Raw genomic sequence first — 16,995 nt, forward strand, 5'->3', positions numbered from 1 at the left:
TCTTATGTTATCAGTACCAGATTATGAATTTTGGTTCGTTACCGGTTCACAACACCTTTATGGTGAAGAACAATTAAAGTCCGTTGCTAAAGATGCTCAAGACATCGCTGACAAATTAAACGCCAGTGGCAAATTACCTTACAAGGTTGTCTTTAAGGATGTTATGACGACTGCTGAAAGCATCACTTCCTTCATGAAGGAAGTTAACTACAACGACAAAGTTGCCGGTGTGATTACTTGGATGCACACGTTCTCCCCAGCTAAGAATTGGATCCGTGGGACTGAACTATTACAAAAGCCATTACTTCACTTGGCTACGCAATACTTGAACAACATTCCATACGCTGACATCGACTTTGACTACATGAACTTAAACCAAAGTGCTCACGGTGACCGCGAATATGCTTACATCAACGCTCGTTTAGGCATGAACAACAAGATTGTTTACGGCTACTGGGGTGACGAAGAAGTCCAAGCTAAGATCGGTTCATGGGAAGACGTTGCTGTTGCTTACAACGAAAGCTTCAAGGTTAAGGTTGCTCGTTTCGGTGACACCATGCGTAACGTTGCCGTTACTGAAGGTGACAAAGTTCAAGCACAGATCCAAATGGGCTGGACCGTTGACTACTACGGTATCGGTGACTTGGTTGAAGAAATCAGCAAGGTCAAAGACGCTGATGTCGACAAGGAATACGCTGACTTGGAAAGCAAGTACGAAATGGTTCAAGGCGACAACGATGCTGACAAGTACAAGCACTCAGTTCGGGTTCAATTGAAGCAATACCTTGGTATCAAGAGTTTCTTGGAAAAGGGTGGTTACACTGCCTTCACCACGAACTTCGAAGACCTCTGGGGTATGGAACAATTACCTGGTTTAGCCGCACAATTATTAATTCGTGACGGTTACGGCTTCGGTGCCGAAGGTGACTGGAAGACCGCTGCTTTGGGCCGTGTCATGAAGATCATGTCCCACAACAAGCAAACGGCCTTCATGGAAGACTACACGCTGGACTTACGGAAGGGCCACGAAGCCATCCTAGGTTCACATATGCTGGAAGTTGACCCTTCAATCGCTTCCGACAAGCCTCGTGTTGAAGTTCACCCATTGGATATCGGTGGCAAGGCTGATCCTGCCCGTCTGGTATTCTCTGGTTCAGAAGGTGACGCCATTGATGTGACCGTTGCTGACTTCCGTGATGGTTTCAAGATGATCAGCTACGCCGTTGATGCTCACAAGGCTGAAGCTGACACGCCTAAGCTCCCAGTTGCTAAGCAACTCTGGACGCCAAAGGTTGGTCTTGAAAAGGGTGCCTTAGCTTGGATGCAAGCTGGTGGTGGTCACCACACTATGCTCTCCTTCTCATTGACTGAAGAACAAATGGAAGACTTTGCTACCATGGTTAACATGAACAAGGCTTTCATCAAGTAAACTTAGAATTTCTATCGTAAGAAATGGTCGGGGTCGCCGAGAGCGGTTCTGGCCATTTTTCTTTCTACGAATTGGTGTGGAGACCGCCTGCGGCTGCCAGGAGTGGCGCTGTGGGGTCGCTTCAGCCTGAAAAGCGGGCTTCTCGCTCGACTTGAAACCACACGAAGCCCGTGTGTTTCCAAGCTCGCCCCATGTTCTAAGCCGACCAAAAGCGTCGACTAAGAACATCGACACAGCGCCACTCCTGGCTGCCTCCGGCTCCAAACTGATGTGTCGGGTGGATAGCCGCTTGCTCTCGGCTTAATTGTTTGACTGGTGGTATGGGGATGGTGTTATGAAGTTTAAGTGGATGGACACCATAGCCGCCTGCGGCCGCCAGGGGCGACGCTGTGGGGTCGCTTCAGCCAAAGTGCGGGCTTCTCGCTCGACTTGAAATCACACCAAGCCCGTGTGTTTCCAAGCTCGTCCCATGTTCTAAGCCGACCCCAAACGTCGACTAAGAACATCGACACAGCGCCACTCCAGGCTGCCTCCGGCTCCAAACTGAGGTGGTAAGCAGTTAGCGCCTTTCTCTCAGCTTCATTGTCTGTTTGACTGGTGGCATGGAGCTTAAATGGAAGAACTATAGCCACCTGGCAGTTTCCGGCTACATTCAGATAAGCATGGTCGTGAAAGAATGGGTCCTTGGTATCGTGACTGACATGTTGTCATGTGCTCAAGTAAGAGGCGATTTGTGACAATAATATTCTAATAAAAATGGAGGTAAATTATGGCTAAGACAGAACAAGAAAAAATGGTTACCGGTGAATTGTTTGACGTCTATGACGCTGAATTAGTTGCGCAGCGGGATGCTGCTCGGCAACAGGTGGAGGCATTTAATGCGCTCGGGGAAAGCAATCCTGAGGAAAGTGAGCGGTTGATCCGAAAGCTTTTCGGTGCCACTGGCGAGTCAGTGAGTGTGCATCCCACGTTTCGGTGTGACTATGGCTATAATATTTATGTCGATGACGATTTCTTCGCCAACTATGACTGTGTCATGCTGGACGTAGGTCCCATTCACATTGGCAAACACTGCCTGTTGGGGCCGAAAGTTCAGATTTATTCCGTCAATCATCCAGCTGAGCCAGAGCTGCGGCGTAATGGTGCCATGGGTATTGGCAAGCCCGTTACGCTGGGGGATGACGTCTGGGTCGGTGGTGGTGCCATTATCTGTCCGGGGGTTACGCTGGGCAACAACGTGATTGTCGGTGCCGGTAGTGTGGTTACCAAGTCATTCGGTGATAACGTCGTCGTAGCGGGTAACCCGGCACGAGTCGTTAAGAATTTAAAATAAGTCGTTTCCCCAGTTTGTTAGGGATTAGGCGGTTTGCAAAGCGAACGACCAGTCGTTCTCGAAAATAAATAAAAAGTCTGGTAATCAACGTCGCGGTGACGTGACTACCAGACTTTTTGGATTTTGTGAACGACAAATGGTTCAATGGTCCTTCGAATGGCTAAATTGATTTCAGCTTAATGTGTATAGCCTCCGGTTACTAGGCATGACGTCGACAATATAGTCGATGTCATTTCTAACTAGAACTCCTGGATAAGAGCTGGTACGCAGGCCGCAGCCAAAGGTGGGCTTAACCATTAAGGATGACGACTTAACTAACCAGCAGGGTTGAGGCTAAAGAAAACAGCCCATCGCGCCCCAATTAGCCATTCCTAGCCAGCCGCCCATCCCCAGTAGGCCAACGGCGATAAGCGCAAAGATACTCAGTAAGACCACCGTATCTGTATCACGCCCCGTTTTCGGAACTAATTTTGCCACAATAAATATCAACAGTGCCAGACCACTAATAAAAATTAGTGTACCGGTTAATAAACTGCCACCCATCATTATACATCTCCCCCTTCATAGGTTTTATTATACCGACTTTTCTCGAGAAAGGGTGAAATGGCTCCCGTGTTTTTTGGGCCTATGGTAAAATATAAGGTAATTGTAAGAGAATGTGCGAGCAGCTATCAGTTAATGCGCGTTTCAATGATAGTGAAGGCCTTGGGATACTATCCTAGATGTCTTAGGCACGACTAGACTGCCAGAAGGGGTGACAGAGATGATTGATCGGATTGAAGCAAGTGCGGATGCTTTGTGGGTGACACCGCAGGAAGAGGGGATTTTGCGGTTGGGTTTTGCGGACGATGGGCGCGAGATGTTAGGGCCCGTAACTAAAATTTCCTGGTTAGCGACGACTGGTCCTCTTAAGCTGGGAACGCCATTCATGGTGGTGACCGGTGAGACGGATGAACTCACGTTACGGTCGCCCTTTGCCGGCAAGATTCTACAGATTAACTCGGAGTTAGCCGACCATCCAGAGCGGTTAAACAACCGTAACGATGATTTAGACTGGATGCTTGATTTAGCTGATGATTAGGGAGGAAGCGTCCGCATGGAATTGACGTGGCAGGTCACAGAACCGGTGACGAGCTTAAAACGTTTTTTAAACAATCAGGGTGTGAGTCACCGGGTCTTTAGTGATCTCAAACAATCAGGGACCATTCGAGTCAATGGCCAAGAGGTAACGCCCGCCGTAACGCTAAACGTTGGGGATATCGTAGTGGTTAGTTTGCCCGCAGAAGTAGCTGATGATGCTGTGGCGACGAGTCACGAAGCCATCAACGTGGTGTTTGAAAACCGAGATTGGCTGGTCGTAGACAAACCGGCCGGCCTCAACGTCGTTCCCGGACCCGCCAACCGGACGGATACCTTGGTCAATCGAATCAAGGGATACTGGTTGGATGAGCATGCAGAGAACCAGGTGCCGCATATTGTGACGCGCCTCGACCGCTTTACCAGTGGTCTTGTGTGGGTCGCTCGGCACCGGCTAGCCAATAGTTTAGCTAGCCAGCTGCAGGCGGCTCACCAGGTAGATAAACGTTACTTGGCCGTTGTCACTGGTCAACTTACCGAAGACCATGGCTTGATCGATGCCCCGTTAGCCTCGGATCCCGCTGGGTACAACCAAATGGTTTCACCCGACGGTAAGCCCGCACAGACGGAGTATTGGGTGCAGAAACGCTTCACAAACGCTACCCTGGTCAAGGTGCAACTCCACACGGGGCGGACTCACCAGATTCGGGCGCATTTTACCCACTTAGGCCACCCGCTAGTAGGGGATGAGTTGTACGGCGGCCCCCAGTTAGGTCAGATGACCAGACAGGCCTTACACGCACAGTCACTGGCTTTTACCGATCCGTTTACGCATGAACAGCGGTCGTTTGTGAGTGAGCCACCAACTGACTGGCAGCAATTGATTCAATCGTTAACCAAGGAGTGAGAAACGTGGCCGAGAATCAAATAAAATGTTTGGTGGACGGTGTGTCCGTCTCATTAGAAACGAGTCTACAACTGAACGAGCTAGAAGTGGGCCTGCGGAACCGCATTAAGCGGGATTATCCGCAGGCGAAGGTCACAGATTATATCTGTGGGCATCACCTGTTGAAGTATCGGTTGGAACACGTTGATGCCATGATCAACGCCGATCTAAAGCAAACCAAAAAGATTAACCACAAGCTGACCAAAGCACTGCAGAGCGATGACTACGATATTATCGATGTCAATGATTCTCTGAAGGAAAGCCTGACTTTTGGTCAAAAGGTATCGGATGATGTGGCCCGGTTTGGTGGGTCATGGGGGTTTATCTTTGTCTTCATGTTCGTCCTAATTGGCTGGATGATTGTCAATGGGCTCCACTTATTTGGGGTCAACTTTGACAACTACCCCTTCATTCTGTTAAATTTAGTTCTGAGCTGTGTCGCGGCGATTCAGGCCCCAATCATTATGATGAGTCAGAACCGTTCCGCCGACCGGGACCGGATGATGGCCGAAAATGACTACCATGTTAACTTGAAGTCCGAACACGAACTGCGGTTACTTCACGCTAAGGTTGATCATTTAGCGCAGAACCAGGTCCCCCATACTATGGAGATCGAACGGTTTCAGTTAGAAATTTTAGGTGAAATTCGTCAAGAACTAGCCGAATTGCGGGAGGCAAAGGCCGCCGCTTCGACAGAACGAAGGGAGTCTCACCATGAGAACGTGGATAACCGCTAGTGCGCTGTTTATCGTTGGACTAGTCTTTGGCCAACGGGTTGCAGGACGTGTGACCCATTAATTAAATAGGGCAGTTAGCAAATCCTTTGACAAAAGTGCAATCCTCCGGTAGTCTAGTGAATGAACTAGAAATGGAGGATTTTTTTTGATAATTCGTGAAGCTCGACCGACGGATGCGCCTCAGATAGCACCGTTGATGAACTTGATTTACGACGAGATGGAACTGACCGACCTCGAGGACGTACCTGGCCCCGACTTATTGAAGGTCATCACGGCGGCTTACCGCACGCGGACTTACCTGTCCGGTGCGGCAACCACGGTGGTGGCCGAGGCCAATGGCCATGTCGTTGGGGTAGCATTTGGCTACCCTGGCGAAAATGAAGACATCGTGGAAGATGTGATTACGCAGTTGACGGCTGAGAGTGCTGCATTCGACGGCCCGCTGGAAGCGGACTCCGAGACGGCACCGGGTGAATGGTATCTGGATTCACTTGCTGTTTCTCCTGATCACCAGGGTATGGGTATTGGTCGCAAGTTATTGCGGGCTTTACCAATCTACGCCCAACGCGATCGCCAATCCGTCATCGGGTTGAACGTTGACTTTGAAAATCCTGGCGCCATGAAGTTATATGAGCGAATGGGGTATGAAGTGACTGGAACCCAGATGATCGGTGATCATGACTACTACCACATGCAACTTGAGATTGGGAAACCAATCAGCATCGCAAATTAAAGACTATTGAGGAGACGACCGTCAAGTGGGTCGTCTTTTTTTTTGAGCACGGTTTTATGTTGTAAATACAACAAAAGTACGCTAGAATAATGATTATTGAAAGGGGCGAGTCCAGTGCCAGAAGTTTTAAGAACGGTGGGGAGCATTGCCCGCGCGTTAGATTCAATCGCTAATCATGAGTTTCAGCAGGTCGCCCTCACTAAGGGGCAGTACCTGTACTTAGCCCGGGTGGCCGAACATCCCGGCATCATTCAAGAACGGCTGGCGGAGTTGTTAAAAGTTGACCGGACCACGGCTGCGCGGGCGATTGCCAAATTGACCAAGCTGGGTCTGTTAGAGAAACGAGCAGACCCTCAGAATAAAAAAATCAGAAGACTTTACTTGACGAGCAGTGGCGCCGATATTTATCCCTTAGTTAAACGGGAGAATGACTATTCTAACGCTCAGGCGTTACGGGGATTCACGCCTGACGAAGCCAGTCAGCTGGCCGACTTTTTGGCAAGGGTCGACGTTAACGTGGCTCAGGATTGGCGCGATGTCAAAAGTGGCAAGCAACGGCAATATTAAGGAGAGTGAGTAGATGACTGGAGAAATCAAACAGTGCACCACCGCCGACTTGAAGCAGCTACAAGCTATTAGTCGGACGACGTTTACGGATACCTATGGGGCGGTGAATACGCCGGCTGACCTTCAAGAATATCTAACGGAGTCGTACAGTGATGACCAGCTATTAAGTGAGTTACAGCAACTAACCACCCAATTTGACTTCATTTACGTGGAGAACGTGTTAGCAGGGTATCTGAAGCTCAACTGGGGGCCGACACAATCCGAACATTATGGGGATGAGCTGCTAGAGATCGAAAGAATTTATATCTTACCGGCTTTCAAACGCCAGGGTCTAGGTCAACAGTTCTATCAACACGCCATCGCGACGGCCCAGAAGTTAGGAAAGCAGGCCATCTGGCTGGGCGTGTGGGAACATAACCCAGCAGCTCAGGAATTTTATCACCGGATGGGCTTTAAACAAATTGGCGATCACCGCTTTCAATTGGGCACTGATCCGCAGCGTGATTTAATTCTACGGAAAACGCTGGTATAATATTACCCATGCTGATTGTGCCTGGCTTTAAGTGGGCCTGAAACACAATGAATGATCCAAACAACTCAAGGAGGCGTTTAACCGATGAAAGATAATTTACAAATGGGTGACGAAGAATTTGCGAAGATGATGTTGGTCCTCAAACAACCCGTTACTCAGGCAAACCACAGGGATTACCGGTTCCTGGATGGCACCGAGACTGGTGAAATGCAGGAGATTGCGCCCAACATCTGGGCCATGCCCGCCTACATGCAGGAGGACGACGACTTCACCATGTTCTTCCTGACCACGCAGATTGAATCGGGTGAGACCGTGATGGCATTCGCAACTGGTGAAACCGATGGTGGTAACTTCCGTTTGAGTCAACCCCTGGTGACGGGTGCTGGTTTGAACGTGTTGAACGAGCAACAACCTAACCGGGCCAAGCGCGTTTTAAAATTCTTGAATGACATTTCTAAAGCTGATGAAGGTAGCTGGCGAATGGTCGACTAACAGACAATGACGAAGGGATGGAGGTGGTCGGATGAAACGACCGACAAAAGCCTTTAATCTGCCACTGCTGCTGGCACCCTTCATTTCCCGTTTGGGTGATGCCCTGTACTTATTTGGGTTAAATTGGTTCGTGGTCAAGGCCACGGGTAACGCCTCACTACTAGGGATTATTCAAGCCATTGGTGGGGTGGTCTTGTTCTTCGGGGATCTGCTGTGTGGGGTCGTCGTAGATAACTTTAATCGAAAGCACATTGTGGTTAGCGCAGAATTGTTGAGTGTGTTGGGCTGCCTTTTCTGTGCCTGGTGGCTGAATCCCCAACATATTACGGCGGCACCACTAATTACGCTGACCATTTTGTTGGATATTGGGTTGGCATTCAGCCTCCCAGCAGCGAAGGCCATGATTCCGGAACTGATTACTTTAGAGGGTCGTCAACGATTCAACGCAGTTAGCAACACACTGATTGACCTAGCAGATATTTGTTCGCCGCTATTGGGTGGGCTTCTACTAGCTCTCCATTGGTTAGATTTACGGGGATTTTTGTTATTAAACGCGACATCATTCCTGATTTCGTTTGGACTGTACTTAAGTATTCATTATCGCAAGCCCGTTGGGGAGGCCTCACAACTGGGCGTCAAGGACAGTTTGCTCACGGGGTGGCGTTACGTGTGGCAACGACCTGGATTGGTGGAGACCATCGTGTTAGGTGGATTGATCAACGTGTTGTTTGCGGCCGTGCGCTTGGTGTTGCCGTATAACGTCAACCATCTGTACGGTGGGGACTCCTCACGATATAGTTACTTGTTGGTAGTTCTGGCGGTGGGTGGCATCTTAGGCGGCTTGCGGTTGACATTAAACCGAACTGAACCTCATCGTCGCCAAAACTATCAAGACTTGATTTTGGCGGCTGTAGCCATCTTGGTGGCGGGGCTTTGGGCCAACTACTGGGTCCTACTAGTAGTGAGCGGCATCTTTGGTTTTTGTTATTCGTGTTTTGAGATTCGGGCAATTACTATTACTCAGAATCTAACGGAGCCGGACTTTTTAGGACGGATGTTTGGTATCTTATTCCTAGCCATTGATGCCTTTCAGCCGGTTGGTAGCTTCGTTTTCGGGTTCGTAACGGACTGGCTGGCTAACCTAACGCTGGTTATCATCGGTGGTTGTCTGCTATTAGATTTAGGGATTATCAATCAGTGGTATCAACGGCTTATCCAGCGGAACTGATTAGGGAAATAAGAGTTGACACTGCCGCTAGGCACTCCGTATAATGAATGGAAATATGTTCCTTTAAAGTTGTCCCGTGAGGCAACTAAGGGTGTAACGCTTCTGGGCTAGGGGATCAGACTAGGCTGGGCTAAAGGTGGACGCGCACGGTTCCTTACGGGGACTGGCGCGTTTTTTCTATCTCAGAAGTGGAGGCCTGCTACATGAAAGAACCAGCACGTTACCGCAATCCAGATGCTTTGATTGACATCTGGGAGCGACCTAGTTGGGGGCAATGGTTTGGATTGTCGCTTCAGCACTTATTTTCGATGTTTGGATCCACGGTTTTAGTACCCATCCTAGTGGGGTTAAATCCCGGAATTGCGTTGTTTAGTTCTGGGGTCGGGACGTTGATGTATATTTTAATTACCCGTGGCAAGATTCCGGCCTACATGGGCTCTAGTTTTTCGTTCATCGTGCCAATGGTTGCTCTGATGAAGACGACCGGGTACCCGGGCATCGCGCAGGGAACACTGGCGGTGGGGGCAGTTTACCTGATTGTGGCCCTGATTGTAGCTCTGGTAGGATCGGACTGGATTAATAAGGCCCTACCACCCATTGTGGTGGGTCCAATGGTGATGGTCATTGGGCTATCACTGGCCGGCAGTGCTGCTCAGAAGGCAACGGTCGACAGTGCTGGAGTCTATCACTGGCAGTTCTTTGCGGTAGCAATGGCGACGTTACTCTTAACCGTTGGGTTCAACCTCTACCTGCGGGGATTTCTGTCACTGATTCCCATTCTGTTGGGAATTGTGACTGGTTATTTGATTGCGGCCATGACGGGACTGGTGAATTTTAAACCAGTTATGGCGGCTGCTTGGTTTCAGCTCCCCAACTTTGAGGTGCCAATCCTGAGTTACCCGTTGCACTTCTACTGGGGTGCGGTGGTCAGCCTGGCACCGATTGCCTTCGTGACGATGACGGAACACATTGGTCACATCACCGTATTGAACGAGTTGACTCACCGAAACTTCTTTGAGGATCCGGGTTTACATCACACGTTGGCTGGGGATGGACTGGCTTCTATCATTGCTAGCTTCGTGGGGGGACCGCCCGTCACGTCTTACGGGGAAAATGTGGGGGTCTTGGCCATTACGCGGGTCCACAGTGTCTACGTCTTGATTGGTGCGGCCGTCTTTGCCATTATCTTCAGCTTTGTGGGTAAGTTGAGTGCTTTGATTGAGAGCATTCCTAACCCGGTCATTGGTGGGATCAGCTTCCTGCTATTTGGGGTGATTGCGTCCAGTGGGATGAGAATCTTAATTGAAAAGCACGTCGATTTCAACCAGAAACGTAACCTGATGATTGCCTCGGCCATTCTAGTAATTGGAATTGGGAATGCGTATCTCAAAGTGGGACAATACGAATTTTCTGGTCTGGCGGTTGCGGCGGTGCTGGGTATCGTATTGAACCTGATCCTACCGCACGATGATAAGGGACAATAATTTTGTGCAAATTAACAGGGCTTCAGCGGCATGTGTTTACGTCACTGAAGCCCTGTTCTATTTAGTCTGGTAATATCCGCCTCCGGTAGCCAGGGGATGGCGCCTGCTGGGGGACTGACTGCGGCTTGAGAAGCGGTTCACAGTCTCGACTTGAAATCTCGGTAAGTCACCGAGGCGCCAAGCTCGTCCCACGCAATAAATCAACATAAAACGCCAACCAACTGCGTCGGCACAGCTGGCACCATCTCCGGCTACCTGCGGCTGAATTGGTGAATTGACATGAAACTTGATTGGTTAAAAAAAGTCATTGATTTAAGCTGGCCAAACTGTATTGCAACGTCTAGTAATCTGACATTAGCCGATGTTAGATTTACAGCTTAGCTATGTGGTAGGCATACACCAGGTTATTACTAATGCACCTTCACTAATGGGTTATGTAGTGTAGTAGCCAGCTTATCTATTAGTGAGAGTGATTGAATTATCAATCGTAGCCGCAGGCGGTCAATTTAGAAGCCTAGCCACCAATAGAGAAGTAGCGAAGCACGGCCATAGCCATGATACCGATGACCACCACCATGAGCAGACTCTTGGTCAGCACGCCAGCTAGGGTCGCTGGAATCGCCGCTAAGCAGTTGGCAACGTTGAGTGTGGCCCAATGTCCCGGATTGGCGACAAAGAGGCTCTGGCAGCACAAAGCGGTCATAATCGTGATGGGAACAAAGGTAAGAAAATCAATCAGCCAGGAGGGCATCGTCATCTGTTTGACGAAGACGAAGGGCAGTGCCCGGGAGAGAACGGTAATCGCGCCACATCCTAAAATAACCCAAAGTTCCGTTAGACTTATCGCCATTTCTTCATCCCCATTCCAAACAGACAGCCAGCCACGGTAGCGGCCAGTAGCGCGAAGTTTTGACTCATGACGCCAATCGCCAGGTAGTAGACCAAGGCGACGAACGCCATGACGTAGAGCTGCAACGAGATTCCCAGGTGCCGGTCACTGATCAGTTGGAGATAGACCAGGCCAATGAACATGGCGGTGAGGGCGAAGTCGAATCCAAACCGAGTTGGATCGGCAATCAGACCACCCAACATTGCACCGATAACGGTCGCAATGCCCCAGACCAGGTAAGCGACCAGGTTAGCGCCGGATTGCCAAGCGAAGCTGAGTTTACCTTTGGTCTTATTTTGCTTGTTCATAGCGAGGGCGAACGTTTCGTCTGTGACCAGCGAGCCAATCAAGAGGTTTTTGAACAGGGACTCGTGGCGGAAGTACTGGGCCAGGCTGGTACTCATCAGAATCATGCGTGAGTTGACCAGAAAAGTAGAAATGAAGATCCCAGAAAGGGGGTCGTGCAGCAGAAGCATGCTAGTGATAATAAATTGTGCTGAACCTGCGTAAACGATAAACGACATCCCAGCAACGACTAAGAGGCTTAAATGACTGGTATGGGCAACGATACCGAAGGCCAGGCCAACGCCAATGTACCCGAAGACGGTGGGGAGGACGTCCCGAACGCCGGATTTAAAGGTAAGTGAAGGATTCACGGACGGACTTCCTTTCTGGTTGATAAAATTATTTTTAACTACCAGTTTAGCCCTGTGGCGGCTTGCCGTAAACTAGTAATTTATTTGTAATTTTGGTAAATGAAAATTCTGGGCAGAAAAGGTTGCAATTAGGTAAAGACGGTTGTATGATACTCTCATTGATAACGAAGAAAGCGAGGGTATGGCGATGAAGATGAACTTAACTGAACTGGCTGCATCAGCTGGTGTTGACGCAAGCCGCATTGAAGAATATGCGAAGAACGGGTTGTTAGGCGAGAATCATTCAACTAAGGAATTCGACGATTCAGATTTATACTGGATCGACATGATTCAATGTTTTCAGGACAACGGAACGTCTTTAGACGACTTATCCGGATTACTGCCACGTTGCCGTAAAGGGCAAACAGCGTTAACCCAGGTGAACTAGTTTAGGTAACGAATTGGTAAAATGCACCATCAAGCAGCTCGGCGAGAATCCTCGCTAGCTGCTTTTTTGTATGTCACGGTTACACAAAAAAGACCCATAACGCCTCTCACTGGGGGGGTATGGGTCTTTAAATTAGTCGGTTACTTTTTAACTTGCGCAATCAATTGCTTCATTGCTTGGGCTTGGTAAGCGGCCAAGGCTTGTTTAGTCACTTGTTTTTGTTGGGCAGCAGACATGGTTGGATTCTTCATCATCGCAGTCATGACTTGCTTCTTAACGTAAACCGTTGCGGCAGTTTTTTGTTGTGCCTTGAAGTGCTTGGAACTAGCCATCTTCTGTAACTGCTTGGCTTGAGTGGTACTCAACACGGTCCAGCTCTTGTTGAGGTAGATGGTGTTGGTTTCCTTCAAGTAAGTGTGGCCGTTACCGGACAGACCAAACCAGAATTTAGCGGCAGTACTCTTGTATTCCCAGTAAACCTTCTTGGTCACGATGCGGTTGGCACCAGCCGTGCGTTTAACCACATTGTTCGTGGTAATCTTCGCCTTAGTATGACTGGTCTTCTTAGCGTTCGCACTGGTTTTGTAAACGTAGACGCGATGTTTGTCAGCAGTTCCAACTGATTGGTAGATCATCATAGGCATCTGCTTGGAAGGGGAAGCAGAGTAAATCTTCTGCGTAGAAGTTTCCGTCACCTGCTGCATACCGAGGTGGTCATGGTCATTTTTAACCATGAAGAAGATACTCGTCAACAGGGCAATCACGGCCACGGCCGTTAACGTGTTACTTAGCACGTGGTTGTGAATGTAAACGTAGAAGGCAAAAGATAAGATGGCGGTAATAATGATAGAAATAATAATCATTAGGCGGCACCTCCTTCAACGGCAGCCTTATTTTCCTTAGCCACTGTTGAATCGACGTCAGCCATATGGGTTGACCGGTTCTGGCCCTTTAAGAAGAAGGCAATGACCAGGGCAACCACACAGAAACCAACAGCAATCCAGAAGGCAGCGTGGTACCCGGATAAGGTAGCGTTGATCGCACCGTCAGCGTAACTCAGTGGGTTACTCTTTAAGATGTGCTTAGCAGGTATTTGGCCCTTGGTCACGTTAGTCAAGACACTGATCAAGATGGCAGTCCCCACTGAACTGGCAACTTGTCGTTGGGTGTTGTTGACGGCAGTTCCGTGAGAGATCATGTTCAATGGCAAAGCGTTCATTCCGGCTGTGGTTGCTGGCATCATGACCATGGCAATCCCAAACATTCGGATGGCGTAGAGCAAGACAATGTAGATGGTTGCAGTATCCTTAGTGATCCAGACGAATGGTAAGGTCCCGATGGTCAGTAAGAACATCCCCATCGTGGCCAAACGCTTGGCCCCAAACCGGTCAAATGCACGACCAGTAATTGGACTCATGATCCCCATCATCAGGGCACCGGCTAGCAGCGTTAAGCCGGAGTGGAAAGCGGACATGCCTTTCACCATTTGTAGGTAAAGGGGGATGACCATTTCAACCCCCACCATGGCCATGTTGACCACAGAACTCAGGATAGCAGAGACGGTGAACTCCTTTGATTTGTAAACTCGGAAGTTCAGGAATGGATCCTTCATGGTCAGTTGACGCCAGATGAACAGACCCACGAAGACAAAGCCGATGGCTAACGTCGAAAGGACAATGGCGCTACCCCAACCGTCGTCACCAACGGAGGAGAATCCGTAGAGCATGCTTCCGAACCCAATCGTAGAAAGAACCACGGACAAGAGGTCCAAAGGTTCCTTGTGCGTTTCCAGCACACTGTGCATGACCCAAAAACTAGCTAAGATGACGACAGCGACAACGGGAATGATCATCCCGAAAAGGTCCCGCCAAGTCCAGTTGTCAATGACCCATCCAGATAGGGTCGGCCCAATTGCTGGGGCCAAACCGATAACAATCCCGGCAAGTCCCATGGCAGTTCCCCGTTTGTTAGCAGGGAAGATGGTCAGCATCATGGTTTGCAGTAAAGGCATGGAAACACCCACACCTAAGGCCTGAATCAATCGGCCAGCTAACAGCATTGGAAAGTTAACGGCGGACCAACAGAGAATGGTCCCGATTAAGAAAGTTGACATGGCGCTAATGTACAACCACTTCGTACTAATCGTCGTCAGTAACCAAGCACTGATAGGAATCATGATCCCGTTAACCAGTAAGAATCCAGTCGTCAACCATTGTACGGTGGAGGTCGAAACGTCAAAGGCCTTCATCAAGGTGGGGTAAGCGGTACTTAAAATCGTTTGGTTCAGTACCGTACAGAACGTTCCCACTAATAGGAGAACAACGAGTAAAGTCCGGTTGTAGGCTTTCCCGTTGGTATCAACAGCAGTTCCCAATTTATATTCCTTCTTTATCCATAAAATTAATTCTGGAATAACTATACGCAGATTAAACGATTTTGTCAACTAGCTTGACAAAGTTTCGAGAATATCTATACTTATTAGAGAAAATGATACAACAAGCTGAGAAGTATTCATAAAATTCACAAGCGCTTTCATGGTGATAAAACGGGATCTGTTCCTAAATTAAAATCCGTGAGGAAGGGTGGGAATCTTAATATGATGGATGAGTCAAAGAAATTATTGAGAAAAGTGACGGTTGAGAAATTAAGTTTTGGCATTGGGGATGTGGCGGCAGCAACGGGTGTTTCACAGAGCCAGCTTCGGTACTGGGAAAGTAAGGGTTACATTCAGAGCGAGGTCATCAACGGTAGTAAGAATCGTAAGTTTACCTATAAGACACTAATCAACGTGCAGCAAATCAAAACGTCTTTGGATGATGGGTTTACATTGGCCGGGGCCGCTAAGCAGATGCAAAAACGAGCAGATTACTTTGATACGTTACGCTCATTCTTTGAATCTCGGTTTGAGGGGATGACAATTACGGATGAACTCACTGAAATCAACATGGGTCCCTTTGATCCGGAAGCCGGCAAGGATCTAGTAGCACGGCGAGTAGAGAATAAATGGCGATTTAAGCTGATAGATCATGTGAAATAGGCCGCTTCCATTGTTTATCCCGCTTAACAATGGTAGTCTGAAGTAGCGGGAGGACTTTTCGTGCCCGGCAGAAAAAACTTTCGATACCAATCGATCTTCTGGCTGGATTGGTGGTCAATCATGTTGTTGACGTGTTGTGAAACCAGGCGAATAACCATTAGTAATAGCGCGTTTATCTTGCGCATGGACTACGTTGGCACATGCTAGCGTAAGCAATCGTGAAACTAAAACGACGTGTTTTTTTGGAAAATTGAACACTTTTTGATTTTTCTCTCGCCCGGCACCGCTCCCGTGGCACTCACCAAGTTTAGAAAGTTCTTGGTGGGTGTTTTTTTTGTCTAAAATTTGTCGATAAATGGGCAATAAATATCTTAATTTTCGTGAAAGTTGCTATGAAAGCGCTCGAAAAATGAATAATTCATTAGAAGTTAAAAGGTGAACAATCCTTGATATTACTTGCTTTCATGACAATCAAGAAAAAATGTTAGCAAATTTGGTAGTCTTTGGTTGTATTCTTGCGTCAGCGTGTTAAGATAACAAAATCGTCAAAAACAAAAACACGAAAATTAAAAGGATGGTGTTATACATGCTGTTACGACAAGCTACTATGGCCGACTTACCACAAATTGAATCTATTATCCGTGATGGGCGAGAGTTACTCGCAGCCCAATCCGTAGACCAATGGCAAGGGACGTACCCAAGTACTTCGATTATCGTCGACGACATTCACCAAGGGTGGACCGTCGTCTTAGAGGAAGACAACGAAATTTTGGGGACTGCTGCCGTCATTCCGGGGGAAGATGCTAACTATGAACGGATCGATGGGCAATGGTTGACTGACCAAGCGCCTTACTTAGCGATCCACCGCGTAGCAGTATCAAGCCACCATCGCGGTCGCGGTTTGGCCGGCGAACTGTTCCAACGGATCTTCGCTCAAATCGACAAGGCTGAAAATGTTGAAAGTATTCGGATTGACACGCACCCGGACAACAAGGGGATGCAACACGTGATCAAGAAGAATGGTTTCACTGAAACTGGTATGATCGACTTGATCAACCAGGACCTTGACGGTGTGAAGGATTATGCCTACGAACGGGTAACTGCCCACATCAACCCAGCTCATTTGGTTGAAATCAAGGCTACTAAATAATTTAAATCTACTATATATAAGGGTTGGTTTCGCTTTCATGCGGACCAGCCCTTTTCTTTTTGGTGGTGAATTGCCGCCTAAGTGGCCAGATAACTTAAGCTAGTTTAATCGTTGAAGATAATGGGGAGGTCACATAGTATTCGTAGTGCTGGGAAGATGGGCGTAAATTGGGGCTGTGAGCGTCTTCTAAAATGACCAGTGTGTCGCTAACCGGGCACAAATCAGGGGGAACAGGTTGAAATGGGAGGGCATTGCTGATAGGCAACTGAGTGTTTTGG

The 16,995-nt window shown here is 48.5% G+C and carries 19 protein-coding genes; 14 read left to right on the top strand and 5 right to left on the bottom strand.

All coding sequences use genetic code 11. The features are described from left to right. Nucleotides 1-4 precede the first annotated feature (4 nt). A complete protein-coding gene (gene araA / locus AB3Y94_RS11680) occupies nt 5-1,429 on the top strand; it encodes an L-arabinose isomerase (RefSeq protein ID WP_367296369.1) in 1,425 nt (474 codons plus the stop codon). Nucleotides 1,430-2,198: 769 nt separating this feature from the next. Then, the gene (locus AB3Y94_RS11685; RefSeq protein WP_367296370.1) at nt 2,199-2,762 is read left to right on the top strand and encodes a sugar O-acetyltransferase; all 564 of its coding nucleotides are present in this window, start codon (nt 2,199-2,201) and stop codon (nt 2,760-2,762) included. Nucleotides 2,763-3,095: 333 nt separating this feature from the next. Here the strand turns inward: AB3Y94_RS11685 and AB3Y94_RS11690 are convergent, their stop codons facing one another. Further along, nucleotides 3,096-3,308 (bottom strand): hypothetical protein, encoded by a 213-nt coding sequence (locus AB3Y94_RS11690; RefSeq protein ID WP_367296371.1) that lies wholly within the window; start codon nt 3,306-3,308, stop codon nt 3,096-3,098. A gap of 217 nt (nt 3,309-3,525) precedes the next feature. On the opposite strand from AB3Y94_RS11690, the gene AB3Y94_RS11695 reads away from it, so the two are divergent. The 9 genes from AB3Y94_RS11695 (at nt 3,526) to AB3Y94_RS11735 (ending at nt 10,558) form a co-directional block, all read left to right on the top strand. Beyond that, complete coding sequence (locus AB3Y94_RS11695; protein WP_367296372.1) at nt 3,526-3,843, top strand: glycine cleavage system H protein (lipoate-binding); 318 nt, start codon at nt 3,526-3,528, stop codon at nt 3,841-3,843. 15 nt (nt 3,844-3,858) lie between these two features. Further along, nucleotides 3,859-4,746, top strand: a complete 888-nt coding sequence (locus AB3Y94_RS11700) for an RluA family pseudouridine synthase (protein WP_367296373.1) — start codon at nt 3,859-3,861, stop codon at nt 4,744-4,746. A gap of 32 nt (nt 4,747-4,778) precedes the next feature. After that, complete coding sequence (locus AB3Y94_RS11705) at nt 4,779-5,522, top strand: DUF1003 domain-containing protein (protein ID WP_367296526.1); 744 nt, start codon at nt 4,779-4,781, stop codon at nt 5,520-5,522. A 196-nt stretch (nt 5,523-5,718) separates the two neighbouring features. Further along, complete coding sequence (locus tag AB3Y94_RS11710; RefSeq protein ID WP_367296527.1) at nt 5,719-6,255, top strand: GNAT family N-acetyltransferase; 537 nt, start codon at nt 5,719-5,721, stop codon at nt 6,253-6,255. 114 nt (nt 6,256-6,369) lie between these two features. After that, nucleotides 6,370-6,822 (top strand): MarR family winged helix-turn-helix transcriptional regulator, encoded by a 453-nt coding sequence (locus AB3Y94_RS11715; protein WP_367296374.1) that lies wholly within the window; start codon nt 6,370-6,372, stop codon nt 6,820-6,822. A gap of 13 nt (nt 6,823-6,835) precedes the next feature. Further along, a complete protein-coding gene (locus AB3Y94_RS11720) occupies nt 6,836-7,354 on the top strand; it encodes a GNAT family N-acetyltransferase (RefSeq protein ID WP_367296375.1) in 519 nt (172 codons plus the stop codon). A gap of 84 nt (nt 7,355-7,438) precedes the next feature. Further along, complete coding sequence (locus tag AB3Y94_RS11725) at nt 7,439-7,846, top strand: hypothetical protein (RefSeq protein ID WP_367296376.1); 408 nt, start codon at nt 7,439-7,441, stop codon at nt 7,844-7,846. A gap of 31 nt (nt 7,847-7,877) precedes the next feature. Further along, complete coding sequence (locus AB3Y94_RS11730) at nt 7,878-9,074, top strand: MFS transporter (RefSeq protein WP_367296377.1); 1,197 nt, start codon at nt 7,878-7,880, stop codon at nt 9,072-9,074. Between the two features lie 203 nt (nt 9,075-9,277). After that, complete coding sequence (locus tag AB3Y94_RS11735; protein ID WP_367296378.1) at nt 9,278-10,558, top strand: uracil-xanthine permease family protein; 1,281 nt, start codon at nt 9,278-9,280, stop codon at nt 10,556-10,558. A gap of 514 nt (nt 10,559-11,072) precedes the next feature. Here the strand turns inward: AB3Y94_RS11735 and AB3Y94_RS11740 are convergent. Both AB3Y94_RS11740 and AB3Y94_RS11745 read right to left on the bottom strand, forming a co-directional pair. Then, the gene (locus AB3Y94_RS11740; RefSeq protein ID WP_125682870.1) at nt 11,073-11,408 is read right to left on the bottom strand and encodes an AzlD domain-containing protein; all 336 of its coding nucleotides are present in this window, start codon (nt 11,406-11,408) and stop codon (nt 11,073-11,075) included. Continuing rightward, a complete protein-coding gene (locus AB3Y94_RS11745) occupies nt 11,399-12,103 on the bottom strand; it encodes an AzlC family ABC transporter permease (RefSeq protein ID WP_367296379.1) in 705 nt (234 codons plus the stop codon). The genes AB3Y94_RS11740 and AB3Y94_RS11745 overlap by 10 nt, the downstream gene beginning before the upstream one ends. Nucleotides 12,104-12,290: 187 nt before the next feature. Between AB3Y94_RS11745 and AB3Y94_RS11750 the strand changes: the two genes are divergently transcribed. Further along, the gene (locus tag AB3Y94_RS11750) at nt 12,291-12,530 is read left to right on the top strand and encodes a MerR family transcriptional regulator (RefSeq protein ID WP_367296380.1); all 240 of its coding nucleotides are present in this window, start codon (nt 12,291-12,293) and stop codon (nt 12,528-12,530) included. A 140-nt stretch (nt 12,531-12,670) separates the two neighbouring features. Here the strand turns inward: AB3Y94_RS11750 and AB3Y94_RS11755 are convergent, their stop codons facing one another. Then, nucleotides 12,671-13,393: a DUF4811 domain-containing protein gene (locus AB3Y94_RS11755; protein WP_367296381.1), complete on the bottom strand. Its 723-nt coding sequence runs from the start codon at nt 13,391-13,393 to the stop codon at nt 12,671-12,673. Continuing rightward, nucleotides 13,393-14,904 (bottom strand): MDR family MFS transporter, encoded by a 1,512-nt coding sequence (locus AB3Y94_RS11760; RefSeq protein WP_367296382.1) that lies wholly within the window; start codon nt 14,902-14,904, stop codon nt 13,393-13,395. Before AB3Y94_RS11760 ends, AB3Y94_RS11755 begins: the two co-directional genes overlap by 1 nt. Nucleotides 14,905-15,126: 222 nt before the next feature. On the opposite strand from AB3Y94_RS11760, the gene AB3Y94_RS11765 reads away from it, so the two are divergent. After that, complete coding sequence (locus tag AB3Y94_RS11765) at nt 15,127-15,567, top strand: MerR family transcriptional regulator (protein ID WP_367296383.1); 441 nt, start codon at nt 15,127-15,129, stop codon at nt 15,565-15,567. Between the two features lie 586 nt (nt 15,568-16,153). After that, complete coding sequence (locus AB3Y94_RS11770) at nt 16,154-16,717, top strand: N-acetyltransferase family protein (protein ID WP_367296384.1); 564 nt, start codon at nt 16,154-16,156, stop codon at nt 16,715-16,717. The last annotated feature ends 278 nt before the right edge of the window (nt 16,718-16,995 follow it).

The organism is Levilactobacillus yonginensis (assembly GCF_964065165.1).
Lineage (GTDB): Bacteria > Bacillota > Bacilli > Lactobacillales > Lactobacillaceae > Levilactobacillus > Levilactobacillus yonginensis_A.

Bases quoted from the DNA above. Each gene is read 5' to 3' on its own strand.
- AB3Y94_RS11750 (WP_367296380.1), top strand. From the start codon at position 12,291: ATGAAGATGAACTTAACTGAACTGGCTGCATCAGCTGGTGTTGACGCA.
- AB3Y94_RS11690 (WP_367296371.1), bottom strand. From the start codon at position 3,308: ATGATGGGTGGCAGTTTATTAACCGGTACACTAATTTTTATTAGTGGT.
- AB3Y94_RS11770 (WP_367296384.1), top strand. From the start codon at position 16,154: ATGCTGTTACGACAAGCTACTATGGCCGACTTACCACAAATTGAATCT.
- AB3Y94_RS11735 (WP_367296378.1), top strand. From the start codon at position 9,278: ATGAAAGAACCAGCACGTTACCGCAATCCAGATGCTTTGATTGACATC.
- araA (WP_367296369.1), top strand. From the start codon at position 5: ATGTTATCAGTACCAGATTATGAATTTTGGTTCGTTACCGGTTCACAA.
- AB3Y94_RS11720 (WP_367296375.1), top strand. From the start codon at position 6,836: ATGACTGGAGAAATCAAACAGTGCACCACCGCCGACTTGAAGCAGCTA.
- AB3Y94_RS11710 (WP_367296527.1), top strand. From the start codon at position 5,719: ATGAACTTGATTTACGACGAGATGGAACTGACCGACCTCGAGGACGTA.
- AB3Y94_RS11695 (WP_367296372.1), top strand. From the start codon at position 3,526: ATGATTGATCGGATTGAAGCAAGTGCGGATGCTTTGTGGGTGACACCG.
- AB3Y94_RS11685 (WP_367296370.1), top strand. From the start codon at position 2,199: ATGGCTAAGACAGAACAAGAAAAAATGGTTACCGGTGAATTGTTTGAC.
- AB3Y94_RS11755 (WP_367296381.1), bottom strand. From the start codon at position 13,393: ATGATTATTATTTCTATCATTATTACCGCCATCTTATCTTTTGCCTTC.
- AB3Y94_RS11700 (WP_367296373.1), top strand. From the start codon at position 3,859: ATGGAATTGACGTGGCAGGTCACAGAACCGGTGACGAGCTTAAAACGT.
- AB3Y94_RS11730 (WP_367296377.1), top strand. From the start codon at position 7,878: ATGAAACGACCGACAAAAGCCTTTAATCTGCCACTGCTGCTGGCACCC.
- AB3Y94_RS11725 (WP_367296376.1), top strand. From the start codon at position 7,439: ATGAAAGATAATTTACAAATGGGTGACGAAGAATTTGCGAAGATGATG.
- AB3Y94_RS11740 (WP_125682870.1), bottom strand. From the start codon at position 11,408: ATGGCGATAAGTCTAACGGAACTTTGGGTTATTTTAGGATGTGGCGCG.
- AB3Y94_RS11765 (WP_367296383.1), top strand. From the start codon at position 15,127: ATGATGGATGAGTCAAAGAAATTATTGAGAAAAGTGACGGTTGAGAAA.